Origin of the sequence: Streptomyces sp. 3214.6 (assembly GCF_900129855.1) — a bacterium.
Lineage (GTDB): Bacteria > Actinomycetota > Actinomycetes > Streptomycetales > Streptomycetaceae > Streptomyces > Streptomyces soliscabiei.
In genome coordinates, this window is record NZ_LT670819.1 from 1818892 (window position 1) to 1831174 (window position 12283).

At 71.1% G+C, this 12283-nt stretch carries 10 protein-coding genes; 8 read left to right on the forward strand and 2 right to left on the reverse strand.

Annotated elements, in window-relative coordinates; genetic code table 11:
• Window positions 1–285 precede the first annotated feature (285 nt).
• The 7 genes from B5557_RS08155 to B5557_RS08185 all read left to right on the forward strand — a co-directional run bounded on the left by B5557_RS08155 (window position 286) and on the right by B5557_RS08185 (window position 9609).
• Window positions 286–1653 carry an amidase family protein gene (locus tag B5557_RS08155; RefSeq protein WP_079658488.1) on the forward strand — a complete coding sequence of 456 codons (1368 nt, stop codon included), beginning with the start codon at window positions 286–288 and terminating at the stop codon, window positions 1651–1653.
• Between the two features lie 20 nt (window positions 1654–1673).
• Entirely contained in the window at window positions 1674–2678 is a 1005-nt protein-coding gene (locus tag B5557_RS08160) for a carbon-nitrogen hydrolase family protein (protein WP_079658489.1), read from the forward strand.
• A gap of 2 nt (window positions 2679–2680) precedes the next feature.
• Entirely contained in the window at window positions 2681–3415 is a 735-nt protein-coding gene (locus B5557_RS08165) for an IclR family transcriptional regulator (protein WP_079658490.1), read from the forward strand.
• A gap of 105 nt (window positions 3416–3520) precedes the next feature.
• Window positions 3521–5149, forward strand: coding sequence for a thiamine pyrophosphate-dependent enzyme (locus B5557_RS08170; protein ID WP_079658491.1), 1629 nt, complete (start codon window positions 3521–3523; stop codon window positions 5147–5149).
• A gap of 39 nt (window positions 5150–5188) precedes the next feature.
• Window positions 5189–6130, forward strand: a complete 942-nt coding sequence (locus B5557_RS08175) for a malate dehydrogenase (protein WP_079658492.1) — start codon at window positions 5189–5191, stop codon at window positions 6128–6130.
• A 59-nt stretch (window positions 6131–6189) separates the two neighbouring features.
• Entirely contained in the window at window positions 6190–7650 is a 1461-nt protein-coding gene (locus B5557_RS08180) for an aldehyde dehydrogenase family protein (RefSeq protein ID WP_079658493.1), read from the forward strand.
• A gap of 252 nt (window positions 7651–7902) precedes the next feature.
• Window positions 7903–9609, forward strand: a complete 1707-nt coding sequence (locus B5557_RS08185) for an IS1182 family transposase (RefSeq protein ID WP_231976298.1) — start codon at window positions 7903–7905, stop codon at window positions 9607–9609.
• Between the two features lie 291 nt (window positions 9610–9900).
• Here B5557_RS08185 and B5557_RS08190 read toward each other — a convergent pair whose 3' ends face one another.
• Window positions 9901–10197, reverse strand: coding sequence for a transposase (locus B5557_RS08190; RefSeq protein ID WP_231976299.1), 297 nt, complete (start codon window positions 10195–10197; stop codon window positions 9901–9903).
• A gap of 250 nt (window positions 10198–10447) precedes the next feature.
• On the reverse strand, window positions 10448–11296 hold the full coding sequence (locus tag B5557_RS08195; RefSeq protein ID WP_079658496.1) for an SDR family NAD(P)-dependent oxidoreductase: 849 nt from the start codon (window positions 11294–11296) through the stop codon (window positions 10448–10450).
• A 308-nt stretch (window positions 11297–11604) separates the two neighbouring features.
• Here B5557_RS08195 and B5557_RS44950 point away from each other — a divergent pair, with 308 nt between their 5' ends.
• On the forward strand, window positions 11605–12228 hold the full coding sequence (locus B5557_RS44950; protein WP_231976300.1) for a hypothetical protein: 624 nt from the start codon (window positions 11605–11607) through the stop codon (window positions 12226–12228).
• The last annotated feature ends 55 nt before the right edge of the window (window positions 12229–12283 follow it).

Genomic DNA, 12283 nt, shown 5'->3' on the forward strand with positions numbered 1-12283 from the left:
GCGGGCTCCGGAGGGCCTTGAGCCGCAGGTCGCGGACTGCGGCGGGTGGAGGAAGTGGCCGCGAACGTAGGCCCGCCGTCGGAGCCTGGACAGGGCATGGATTCGATATGCGAGACAGCTGAGCCGTCGGTGACCTCAATGAGACGTCCAGTTGCAGGCAGGGGACGTGGAGGGGATACGACACGTCCATCACGGGGTCGCGAGGGCTCCCGGAGACCTGTCTGGAGTCTCGCATTGCGAAACAGCCCTGTTCACCGGCAGCGGCGAGGCCCTTATGGTCCGCCCATGCACACCGCCCTCTCCCGGCTCGCCGCCGGGACGCCCACCAGCGTCTCGCTCACCGAGGAACTCCTCACACGTGCCGAGCGGGCCGGCGACCTGGGGGCCTACGTCACCCTCGACGCCGACCGCGCTCTCGCCGAGGCCGCAGCGGCGGACCGTGGCCCCGCGCGGGGCCCGCTGCACGGGCTGCCGATCGCGGTCAAGGACAACATCCATGTCGCCGGACTCCCCAACACCGCGGGCTGCGAGGCGCTCGCCGGATTCGTCCCGGACCGCGACGCGCAGGCGATCACCCGGCTGCGCGCCGCAGGCGCGATCGTGCTGGGCAAGACCAACATGCACGAGCTCGCCCTGGGAGCCACCACCGCGGGCGGCCCGTACGGTCCCGCCCGCAATCCGGCCGACCCCGGCCGTTTCGCGGGCGGAAGCAGCGGCGGCACCGCCACGGCCGTCGCCGCGGGTCTGGCCCCGGCCGGGCTGGGCACCGACACCGGCGGCTCGGTCCGCGTCCCGGCCGCGCTCACCGGCATCGCCGGTCTCCGCCCGACCACGGGCCGTTACCCGGCCGGGGGAGTGACCCCGCTGTCGTGGACCCGCGACACCATCGGACCCATGGCCCCGACCGTCGCGGACCTGGTCCTGCTGGATGCCGTCCTCGCCGCCGACCACGACCCGGCCGAGGAACCCGACCCGCGCGATGTCGTGCTCGCAGTACCCGAGCACCACTTCACCGAGCCCCTGCATCCCCGTACCGCCGAGGTGTGGGAGCACTCCCTGGACGTCCTGAGGACCGCCGGGGTCAGGCTCGTGCCGGTACGGCTGCCGGAGGTCGAGACGGCCGAGGAACGGGCCGGATTCCCGATCACCCTCTACGAGGTGGCCAGGCAGCTGCCCGAGTATCTGAGCACGGCGACGGGCGGCATCGATCCGGCGGAACTCCTGACCCGCATCACCCACCCGGACGTACGCACGACCATGGAGAGGGTCGTGTTCCCGCAGGCGGTCACCGAGACGGCGTACAAGGCCGCCCTCGAGGTCCGCGACCGTGTCCTCGTGGACGGCTACCGGCGGATCTTCCGCGAAACCGGAGCCCATGCCGTGCTCTTCCCCACCACCCCCCTGCCCGCCGGACGCATCGACACCGACACCGAGCGTGTACGGCTCGACGGTGTCCTGCGTCCGTCCTTCCCCACCTACATCCGCAACACGGGACCCGGCAGCGTCGCCGCTCTTCCCGGCCTCACCGTGCCCGTCCGGTCGGCGGGCCCGGGACTTCCGGTGGGGGCGGCGCTCGACGCGCCCTGGAACACCGACCGACGGCTCCTGGGCCTCGGCCTGCTGGTCGAAAAGCTCCTGGAAGCGGGAGCATGAAGAGAAGGAGACGACCGGACATGACAGACACCATCCGCCGCTTCAAGGCCGCGGCCGTCCAGGCCGAGCCCGCCTGGCTCGACGCGGAGGCCGGGGTCGCCAAGACCGTCGACCTGATCGCGGAAGCGGCCCGGGGCGGTGCCTCGCTCATCGCCTTCCCGGAAGTGTGGATCCCCGGCTATCCGCACTTCCTGTGGCTGGGCGCGGTCGCCGACCAGGTCCCCTTCGTCGGCCGCTACCACGCCGCCTCGCTCGCTCCCGACGGCGACGGACTGACCACGATCCGCCGCGCCGCCCGGCAGCACGGCATCACCGTCGCGCTCGGATACAGCGAGAAGGACCACGGCACCCTCTACATCACCCAGACCGTGATCGCCGCCGACGGCAGCGTGCTGCTGCACCGCCGCAAGCTCAAGCCGACCCACGTCGAGCGCACCTTGTTCGGCGAGGGCGACGGCAGCGACCTGAAGGTCGTCGACAGCGCGCTCGGCCGGCTCGGCGCCCTGAACTGCGCCGAGCATGTCCAGCCGCTCAGCAAGTACGCCCTGTACGCGCAGAACGAGCAGGTGCACGTGGCCAGTTGGCCGTGCTTCGGGCTCTACCGCGACCTCGCCTTCCAGCTCAGCGCCGAGGCCAACATCGCCGCGTCCCAGGTCTACGCCATCGAGGGCAGCGCCTTCGTCCTGATGGCCACGCAGGTCATCTCCCCGGCTGGCATCGACGTCTTCGCGTCCACGCCCGAGCAGCGCCGCCTGCTCACCGCCGGCGGCGGGTGCTCACGGATCTTCGGCCCCGACGGACGTACCCTCACCAAGGACGTCGACGAGGGCGAGGAGGCACTGGTGTACGCCGACATCGACCTCGACGAGATCGACCTCGCGAAGAACGCCTACGACCCGGCCGGGCACTACGCACGCGCCGACGCCACGTACCTCGTTCACCGGCGCGAAGCCCGCCGCCCCGTGCTCGGGGAGGCGGTTCCCGCCGAGAGCGCGTTCCCGGCGCTGGACGACGAGATCACCTGACCATGACCCGACCCGCCGAAGACCCCCCGCCGAGCCGGCCCTCCGTCCAGACCCTGGACCGGGGGCTCAGGCTCCTGGAAGTGATCGCGTTGTCGGACGTGCCGCTGACGCTGGCCGAACTGAGCCAGCAGATGGGGCTGCACCGCTCGATCGTCTACCGGCTGCTGCGCACCCTCCAGGACCACCACCTGGTCGCGCACACCACCCACGGGTACGTCATCGGCACCCGCGCCCAGTCACTGGGCCGGCGCACCCTGCCCATGCTCCAGCGGATCGTCAAACCGGAGATCGCCAGGCTGGCCGCGCGGGTGGGCCTGACCTCCTTCTTCGTCGTCCGGGACGGCGAAGAAGCGGTGACGCTGGTCTCCGTCGAGGTCGAGAGCACGCGCTCGCGCACCGTCTACAGCCCCGGCGACCGGCATCCGCTGACCCTGGGCTCCCCGGGCATTGCCATGCTGTCCGCCGAGCCCCAACTGCTCGGTGAGCGACCGGAGATCAGCCGGGCCCGGACCAGCGGATACGCCACCACACGCAATGAGGTCGTGCGCGGCCTCGGGACGATCTCGGCACCGGTCGTGTCGGCGCCCGGCCACGCCGTCGCCGCCGTGTCGATCGCCTTCACCGTCGAACACCCCGGCCCGCCACAGATCGAGGCCGTCCTCGACACAGCACGCCGCATCACCGGCCGGTTGCGCGGCGAACTGTCCACCGGGGCGGTTCTGCCCGGGGTCGAATGACGTGTCCGCTTACGCGGGTACGACTCGTTTCGCATAGCGAACGTGCCTGTGGTTCGCGGAGGATGCACGGCCTAGCGTCCCGTCCTGGCAGAAAGGGGACCAGAGATGACCACGGCCGCCCACGCCAGGACCGTCAAGGAACAGACCTTCGACGTTCTGCGCGAGTACGACCTCACCACCCTCTTCAGCAATCCGGGGTCCACCGAGGTCGGCTTCCTCGCCGACCTGCCGGCCGACATCTCCTTCGTGCTCGGCCTGCACGAGGGCTCGGTCGTCGGGATGGCCTCCGGCAGCGCCCTGGCCACCGGTCGCCCCGCGCTCGTCCTGCTGCACACCACCGCCGGATACGGCAACGCCGTCAGCGCCCTGGCCACCGCCCGCGCGAACCGCGCGCCCCTGGTGGTGATCGTGGGCCAGCAGGACCGCCGGCATCTGGCCCACGAGCCCTTCCTGGCAGGCAGGTTGGACGGCCTGGCGGGGGAGTACCCGGTATGGCAGCACACGCCGGCCCGTCCGCAGGATGTCCCCGGCGCCGTGGCCCGCGCCTGGCACGAGGCCCAGGAAGGCCGTGGTCCGGCGGTCGTCGTGGTCCCGATGGACGACTGGTTCGCCGAGGCCGAGGAGGATGTCGCTCCGGCCGCGCCGCGCGGGCCGCTCGCGGTACGAGGCCGTCGTACGGCCTCCGACGACGCTCTGGCCGACCTCGGCGCGCTCTTGACGGCCGCCGAATCGCCCTGTCTCGTGGCGGGCGCCGGCAACGACTCGGCGGACGGCTGGCAGGCGCTCGTCACGCTGGCCGAGCGCCTCGAATGCCCGGTCTACCAGGAGCCGTTCGGCGCCCGTGCCGGATTCCCCCAGGACCACCGTCTCTTTGCCGGCCACCTCCCCGCGGTCCGCCCCGCACTGCGCGAGGCGCTCGCCCCGTACGACACGGTCCTGGCCGTCGGAGCCGCCGCGTTCCGTCAATACACCTACGCTCCGGGCGACTTCACTGTGGCGGGCACCCGGGTCGCCGTCATCACGGACGATCGGGAGGAGGCCCACCGCAGCCCGGCGGAGCTGGTCCTGCTCGCCGAACCGGCCGACACCGTACGCCGGTTGGCGCCACTGGTGCCCGACATGCCGCGTTCCTCGACACTGAACCGGCAGACAACGCCCCAGCCCCCCGCGCCCGGTGAGCCCCTGCGGGCCGCTCACGTACTGGCCGCCCTCGCGGAGAGGCTCGATCCGAAGACCGTGGTGGTCGAAGAGACCCCCTCCAGCCGCCCGGACCTGCACCGGCTGCTGCCCGCCCGCGCGCCGCTCGGCTTCCTCAGCGCGGCCATGGGCGGGCTGGGCTTCGCCATGCCGGCCGCGATCGGAGTCCGCCACGGCGCCCCGGACCGGCCCGTGGTGGCCGTGCTCGGCGACGGCTCCTCCCTCTACTCGATCCAGGCCCTGTGGAGCGCCGCCCACTACGGCATCGGCGTCCTGTACGTCGTCCTCGCCAACGGCCGCTACGCGATCATGGACCGCCTCTCCGAGCGTGAGGGCTCGGCGGCCCCGGCCTGGCCCGCGTTCACCGAGCTGAGCGTGTCGACCCTCGCCCGGGGGCTGGGCTGCCCGGCCGAACGGGTCGAGGACCACGCCGCGTTGCTGTCCGTCCTGGACAAGGTCCTGCCGACGCTGGCGGACCGGCATGAGCCGCTCGTGCTCGAGGTCACCGTCCAGGCCGACGCCCACTACTCCTCCTGACCCGTTGAACTGACCCGCTGAGCACGGAAGGCACAACACGTGAAGGTCGTCATCATCGGAGGCGCCGGCGGCATCGGCTCCTCCGCCGCGTTCAATCTGCTCTCCGCGCAGGGGACGTACGAGATCGTGCTCGTCGACACCCGCCCGAACATGATCACCAGCCACACCATGGACCTGGAGAACGCCCTCGGCCTCGGCGCCACCGCCGACACCGTCCGGGGCGGCACCCCGGAGGACGCGCTCGACGCGGACGTGGTGGTGCTGAGCGCCGCCGTCCCGCTGCGGCTGAACTCCTCCCGTTCCGTCTTCCTCGCCGACAACGCGCGGATCGTGAACGAGTGCCTGCGTCCCCTGCGGGAGGCGGGAGCGGACTTCGGCGGACTGGTGCTCCTGCTCACCAACCCCGTCGACCCGCTGCTGACCTGGGTGCAGCGGCAGGGCTGGCTGCCCCGTGAGCGGCTGATCGGCTACACCCTCAACGACAGCCTCCGGCTGCGCACCGGGATCGCGTTCGCGCTCGGGGTGCCGCCGAGGGACGTCGACGCCTGGATGCTCGGCGAGCACGGCGAGGGCCAGGTCCCGCTGTACAGCCGGGTCACGGTCGGCGGGGAACCCGTCGTGCTCGGCGACGAACAGCGGTCGGCCGCCGAGGAGTACGTGGACACCTGGTACTCCAAGCACGTCGCCCTGGACTCCGGCCGCACCTCCACCTGGACCACCGGCCTGGGCACCGCCCGCCTCATCGAGGCGATCGCCACCGGTTCCGGAACCCTTGTTCCCGCCTCTGTCGTGCTGGACGGCGAGTACGGCGTGCACGGCACCAGCCTCACCGTGCCCGTCGAACTCGGGCCCGAAGGTGTACGCCGCATAGCGGCCTGGGATCTGCCGGAGGAGGAAGCGGACGGCATGGTCCGGGCCGCGGCCCGTGTCGAGGCGAGCGCCTCCGAACTGACCGACCAGGCCGTGGCCCGGCAGTCCTGACACCGCTCACCACGCACCACCACGTATCAACGACGCTACGTAGCAAGGAGAACGACCCCATGGCCATCACCCGAGACCTGTACGTCGCCGGCAGAGACGTGCCCGCCGCCTCCGGCCGCACCACCGACGACATCAACCCCTTCACCGGGGAGGTGTACGCCACCGTCGCCGCCGCCGGTCCCGAGGACGTCGTGCGTGCCGTGGACGCAGCCGACTCGGCGTTCGAGGAGTGGGCTGCACTGGCCCCCTTCGCCCGTCGGGCGATCTTCCTGAGGGCCGCCCACCTGCTGGACGGACGCGGCACACAGGTCGCCGACCTCATGGCGCAGGAGGCGGGCGGCACCCGGCCGTGGGCGTTCTTCAACGTGGGGTTGGCGGCGAACATCCTGCGCGAGGCCGCGGCCGCGATCACCGCCCCGCGCGGCGAGGTGCTCAGCGCGCAGGAACAGGGCGCGCTGGGCCTGGCGGTGCGCGAACCGCTGGGCGTGGTCGCCGCGTTCGCGCCCTGGAACGCACCCGTCATCCTGGGCGTGCGCGCTGTGGCGGCGCCCTTGGCCGCGGGCAACACGGTCGTCGTCAAAGCGAGCGAGGACGCGCCGATCGCCTGCGGGCTGCTGGTCGCCGACGTGCTGCGGGAGGCCGGGTTGCCGGACGGCGTGCTCAATGTCATCACCAACGCCCGTGAGGACGCGGCCGAGATCGCCGAGGCGCTGATCGCCGACGAGCGGGTGCGGGCGGTGAACTTCACCGGCTCCACCGCTGTCGGGAGGATCATCGGCGAGCTGGCGGCCCGTCACCTCAAGCCCTCCGTGCTGGAGTTGGGTGGCAAGAACGCGGTGCTCGTCCTCGACGACGCGGACGTGGACTACGCCGTGGACGCCGTGACGTTCAGCGTGTTCATGAACGCAGGGCAGATCTGCATGTCCGGCGACCGGATCCTCGTCCACGAGTCCCTGGCGGAGGAGTTCACCCGGAAGTTCACCGCGAAGGCGGACTCGCTGGCGGCCGGTGACCCAGGGGAGCCGTACACGGTCGTGGGCCCGCTGGTGAGCGCACAGGCCGCACGGCGGGTGGCCGACCTGGTCGCGGACGCCGTGGCCAAGGGTGCGAAGATCCTGGTCGGCGGTGGTGAACCGGACGGCGCGGTCCACCCGGCGACCGTCCTCACCGATGTCCCGAGGGACGCGGACCTTTACCACGCGGAGGCGTTCGGCCCGGTCTGCGTCATGGAGACCTTCACCGACGACGACACCGCGGTGACCCTCGCCAACGACACCGACAGCGGCCTGACCTGCGGCATCATCACGGAGAACGCCACCCACGGACTGACGGTGGCGCGCCGGATCCGTACGGGCATCGTGCACATCAACGACCAGTCCGTGGCCGACGAGCCGCAAGCCCCGTTCGGTGGGGCGAAAGCCTCCGGGTACGGGCGCTTCGGCGGTCGTTGGGGAATCGAGGCGTTCTCCAACACCCGCTGGGTGACCATCGCCACCCAGCAAGCGCACTACCCCTTCTGAACCGACTTGTCGGTCACTTTGTGGTAGGCCTGGGGAAACGTTCCCCTGCGCACTGGGAGTCGTCGCCGATCCAGAGACTTTCACGAACGACCTGTCCGGCGGTGACTTCCTGCGCAGAGGGGTGCTGGAGCGGGCTGGGAAGGATGACTTAGCTTGACTCTGTCGGGGATCTTGGAGTCTCCCGGCGCGGCAGTAGGGTCAGCGGGCATGCTCGGTTGGTTCCGATGACTGATGCAGCTGTCGAGGTGCCCGTTGTCCCTCCGCCCCCGTTCCGGTGAACGAGTCCCGCCTCTGACTGCGCAGGTCGCGCGGGCGAGCAACCCGGACGGCACGACGGCGATATGGGTGCGCGACCGGCTGGATGGGCTGTGGTGTGACGAGGACTTCGCCGACTGGTACCCGCGGGACGGGCGTCCGGGTCTCTCGCCCGCTCAACTGGCCACGGTCTGTGTGCTGCAGTTCCTGCTCGGCCTGTCGGACCGGCATGCCGCCGAGGCGGTCCGCTGCCGGATCGACTTCAAGTACGCGATGGCCATGGAGCTGGACGATCCAGGTTTCCACCACAGCGTGCTGGCCGACTTCCGGGACCGTCTCGCCGAGGACGGCCGGGCCGACCGTCTCCTCGACCTCGCGCTCGCACGCCTGAAGGAAGCCGGTCTCGTCCGCGAGCGCACCACCCAGCGCACCGATTCCACCCACGTCCTGGCAGCAGTGCGCGACCTGACCCGCCTGGAGCTGGTCACCGAGGCGGTCCGCGCGGCACTTGAAGAAGTCGCCGGCATGTCCCCTCACCTGCTCGACGAGCTGGTCGATGAGGACTGGGGGCTCCGCTACGGCCGTCCAATCCGCCTGGGCAAGAACCCCACCAAACCCAAGACCAGGATCCTCGCGACCGGAAACGACGCCGTCCGGCTCCTGGAACACCTCCACCGTCACGGAGCCGACCGTGCGTCGGGCCCGCGTGTCCAGGCCCTGCGTCAGATCATGGTGCAGAACTACCACCGCGATGCCGCGGGCCGCCTGTGCTGGCGCACCGCCGAGAAGGAAGGCGGGCCCGGGCTGCCGCCCTCCTCCGGGGCGATTGTCTCGCCCTACGACACCTCGGCCCGCTACGCACGCCACGGACACATCATCAGCTGGAAGGGGTTCACCGCCCATCTGACCGAGTCCTGTGCTCCCGATCGCCCCAACGTGATCACGGACGTGGCCAGCACCGCGGCCACCACCCACGACAGCCAGGTCCTACCCGGCATCCATACCCGCCCCGCCCGCCGCGGACTGCTCCCCACCGAGCACCTGGTCGACGCCGGCTACACCTCCCTGCCCCACCTGGAACAAGCCGCCCGCGAACACCAGGTCACCGTCTCCGGCCCGCTGAAGAGCAACCCCACCCGCCAACACCGCCAAAACGAGGGCTTCGCCCGGGACGACTTCCACATCGACTACGACAATCAGCAGGTCACCTGCCCCCAGGGACAGGTCAGCGCGGGCTGGCACGGCCCCTACCCGACGTCCTCGCCCACCGCGGCCCCGCTGATCGTGGCCCGGTTCACCAAGACCCAGTGCCGCCCCTGCCCGGTCCGCGCCCAGTGCACCAGCACCGCCGACAACGTCCGCACCGTGGGTTTTCCCCCGCGAGAGCTCCGCGACCTGCAACTCCGCGTCCGCACGGAACAGCAGACACCCGAGTGGAAGGCCCGCTACGCGGCCCGCTCCGGAGTGGAGAGCACGGTCAACGAGTTCGCCCACGGACACGGCATGCGCCGCTGCCGTTACCGAGGACAGGGAAGAGCCCACATCCAGCACGTCCTGACGGCCATCGCCGTGAACATCGAGCGCCTCAGCGGACTGTCACCGGCCGAGGAACCCCCGACGTCTCGCCCACCGACTGCCTTCCAGGACTACCTCGACCAGTGTGAGATCCCCCGGCTGAAGTCCTGGCGAACTCTGGGCAGTTGACCCCAGCGACTCCAAGATCCCCGACAGAGTCAAGCTGAGAAGCCGTTGTCGTACCGAACTTGATCGGTGTGTTTCCGCAGCTCATGCATGATGTCGGTGTTGGCGGGACAGGCTCGGCGGGTCGAGTTGTCTCGTGGGTGAAGGTGCCGGGATGGCGTCGGTCGTGGGTCTGCTGGAGGAGCGGGTGCTCGCCGCACTCGCCGAGGCGGAGACAAACTGGCAGGAATGGCTGATCGCGCGTCAGCGGGTCGGCGAGGTCCTGTCCGCGCCGAGGCCCGTGGAAGCCGTCGATCACCGCGGCGGTCGGCTCCGGGTCGCGGCCTGCGTCCTCGCAACCATGCCCCGCAGCCGATCGTGGAACTCAGCCAGCAGGCCCCGCGCGCGCCACCGCCGCGCGAAGGCGTAGACCCGGTCCCAGGCGGCGAAGTCCGCCGGCATCGCCCACCACTTGATGCCGTTGTCGACCAGGTAGCGCACGGCGTCCGACATCTGCCGGTGGCAGTAGCCCTCCGGCTGCCCGCCCCGCCCCTGCAGCCACGGCGGCACGGGCATCGCGTCCCGTACGGTGACCCACTCGGTGTCCGTCATGTCCAAGTCGTAGCCGCGCGCACGGTCCGGACGGTTGCCCGCATTCCCGAACCAGTGAGCGAGGCAATCACACGACCGGGTAGCCGAGTTGGAGGACACAGGCACAGGAACGCAAGACTGCGACAGAGGGCCTCCTGGCCGGCTCGTTTGGACTTCGACAATCCCGAGCTGGACAGGAGGCCCTGCCTTCATACGCGAACCGGCTGGAGATCACCCGACCGAGTCACCTCAATCGAACCGATGCCCACCACTAGGCCGCCTCGGGAAGCGGGAAGCTGCGGCGCATCAGGGCGTCGAAGGCGGCGTCGGGGAGCAGGCGCTTGGCCAACATGGTGGCGCGGGCGAGCGCGCCGATCGCGTACCGGGCGCGGGGCTTGGCGGTGGTGGCGGCGCGGACGATCACCTTGGTGGCGGCCTCGGCGGGGACGGCGCCGCTGCGGCGGGTGAAGGCGTGGTTGGCGTACATGTCGGCGAGCTTGGCTCGGAAGCCGGCGTACGGGTCGGCGGCGTCCGAGGCGGGGGCCATGGTGCCGACCGCGGTGCCGCTGAACTCGGTGATGGTGGGCCCGGGTTGGACGACTACGACCTCGACGCCGAAGGGTGCGACCTCCAGGCGCAGCGAGTCGCTGATCGCCTCCACGGCGTGCTTGCTGGCGTGGTAGAAGGCGCCGCCGGGAGGGGAGAAGCGGCCGGCCATGGAGGAGAGGTTGACGATCCGGCCGTGCCCGGCGCGGCGCATGCCCGGCAGCACCAGCTGGGCCATCCGGACCAGTCCGAAGACGTTGGTGTCGAACTGGGCGCGGACCTCGGCCGGGGTGGCGGACTCCACGGGCAGGTGCAGCCCGAATCCGGCGTTGTTGATCAGGATGTCGACGCTGCCGTGCTCGGCCTCGACGGCGGCCACCGCGTCGGCCATCGACTGGTCGTCGGTGACGTCGAGCGGCAGGGTGGACATGCCGAGCGCGGCCAGGTCGGCCAGGGTCTCGGGGCGGCGAGCGGTGGCGTACACGCGGTGGCCGAGCCGGTGCAGGGCCAGCGCGGCCTGCCGGCCCATGCCGGAGGAGCAGCCGGTGATCAGGATGGTCCGTGTCGGGGTCATGGGGTGGCCTTTCGGTGCAGGAGGTCCCAGATGCGGCTTTGGCGCGGTCCAGGTCATCGGTGGGGAGGGAGTCGAGGCCGCCGGGGCGGGCGAGTTTCATCCTAAGCTAAGTTTGCAGCGGACTGCAACATTGCGGTGGGCTGTAACTTGCGAGCATTCTGAGAGCAAGGTCTGCGGGAGCGCGGTAAGGCACGGCGCAGCGAGGCGGTCATCCGTGCCGCCTTCGAGTTGTTCGCCGAGCAGGGCTAAACGCCACGACGGTCGCCGAGATCGCGGAACGGGCCGAAGTCTCGCCGCGCACGGTGGCCATGTACTTCCGCTCCAAGCAGGACATCGCCATGTCCAAGTTCAGCGAGGGCGCGGACCGGCTGACCGAGGCGATGCGCGAGCGGAGCCCCGACGAGCGTGCGGTGGACGTCCTCGGGCGGTGGCTGCTGGCGGAACACGAGTCGGGCGACGACGAGATGGTCGCACTGGAACGCCGCATGTTCGTCGCCAACCCCGAACTGGCTGCGCTGCGGACGGCACGGATGGACGCCGCCATCCGCGAATCGACCAGAGTCGTCGCCGAGGATCTCGGCGTCGCCCCGGATTCCGTCGGGCCATCATCACCGAGCCGTACCGCTGCGCACCACACCGCGCGGACACCGCACCAGCCCCGCCCCGCCGCGCTCCAGCTCACCCGGGCGACGCCGCCCGGCCGCACCACCGGACGCCGGCAGCGCACCCCGCCCCCGGCACGTGAACCACCCCCAGTGCCCCCCGGCCCGCAGCCCTGCTCCCGCTGGTCGATTCCCGGGCCCCCAGACACACCCCGGACCCGGCCCACACCCCACCCCGCGTTCCGCCTCGCCTTCGCGATCCCCGCGGCCCTGGCGCTCCTACCCCTGGTGACCGCTCGCGCTTTCGCCCACGGGGTGCACCACTCCTGAAAGTGCGGAGAGCCGGCGTGCGGTGCCAATGCCGCGGCAGGCAACCTTCGCCCCG